Source organism: Prevotella sp. HJM029, assembly GCF_000599605.1.
GTDB lineage: Bacteria > Bacteroidota > Bacteroidia > Bacteroidales > Bacteroidaceae > Prevotella.
In genome coordinates, this window is sequence record NZ_AZHT01000060.1 from 1 (window position 1) to 650 (window position 650).

Annotated in this window: 1 protein-coding gene and 1 pseudogene; both read left to right on the top strand. The window is 42.6% G+C overall.

Annotation, left to right across the window (positions count from 1 at the left end; translation table 11 throughout):
* Positions 1–486, top strand: a 486-nt coding sequence (locus tag X919_RS0104580; protein ID WP_028899200.1) for a site-specific integrase, incomplete at its 5' end; no start/stop codon positions are given.
* 28 nt (positions 487–514) lie between these two features.
* A pseudogene (locus X919_RS16485) lies at positions 515–650 on the top strand (site-specific integrase); the annotation flags it as partial.

The following is a 650-nucleotide window of genomic DNA, read 5'->3' on the forward strand; positions in this document are numbered from 1 at the left end:
GCAAGGGATTTGTTTGTTTTTGCCTGTCATACAGGTGCAGCCTATTGTGATTTAATGGGATTAAGTAAGACACATCTTGTCCGTGATGATGAGGAAAATCTTTGGATGAAGTTCAATAGGAAGAAGACTGGTGTACTTTGCCGTATTAAGTTGTTGCCCGAAGCGATTAGGATAATAGAGAAGTATCGAGGCAAAGAAAGGGAAAGACTGCTGCCACAGATGAAGTATGCCACCTATCAGTCGTATCTTAAAGCATTGCGCCTTAGAGAGGGTATAGCCTTTCCCTTTACCACGCATACGGCAAGACACACCTTTGCCACGCTCATTACGCTTGAGCAAGGAGTTCCTATTGAAACGGTGAGCAAGATGCTCGGACATAGCAACGTAAGTATGACCGAGCGTTATGCAAAGGTTACACCCCAAAAACTCTTTGAGGAGTTTAATCGTTTCCGTTCTTTCACGGAGGATATGCAGATGAGTATTTAGCAATAGACATATTAAAACTAAAATCATAATGAGAAGTACATTCAAGATACTGTTCTATATCAACAGACAGAAAACTAAGGCAGACGGCAATACCGCCATTCTCTGCCGTATCACCATAGACGGAAAGAGCACCGCCATTACCACAGGAGAAGAGTGTAAAGTCT